General features: G+C 63.4%; 1 protein-coding gene. It reads right to left on the minus strand.

Annotation, left to right across the window (positions count from 1 at the left end; all coding sequences use genetic code 11):
- A partial coding sequence (locus RVY79_RS21750; RefSeq protein ID WP_317466703.1) for a hypothetical protein occupies positions 1–232 on the minus strand: 232 nt, incomplete at both ends.

Consider the following 232-nt stretch of genomic DNA (forward strand, 5'->3'; position numbering starts at 1 on the left):
TCCTGGCTGATCTCACGGATGTTCAGGCTCAACACGCGCCACACCAGATTCTTCTTGTGCGGTGTAAAGGTATCGAGCGCGCCATACCACGCCCTGCCGCGCGGGCTGTTGTCCAATTGCAGCAGGATCGTACAGAGCTGGCCGGCACAGCGGTCTCCATCCCCCGTGTCCGGGGAGGCGGTTTCGCTGTATAGCCCGAGTGCCCGGTCCGTCAGGCTGTCGGCCTTGAGCC

Source organism: Chromohalobacter sp. HP20-39 (assembly GCF_033052815.1).
GTDB lineage: Bacteria > Pseudomonadota > Gammaproteobacteria > Pseudomonadales > Halomonadaceae > Chromohalobacter.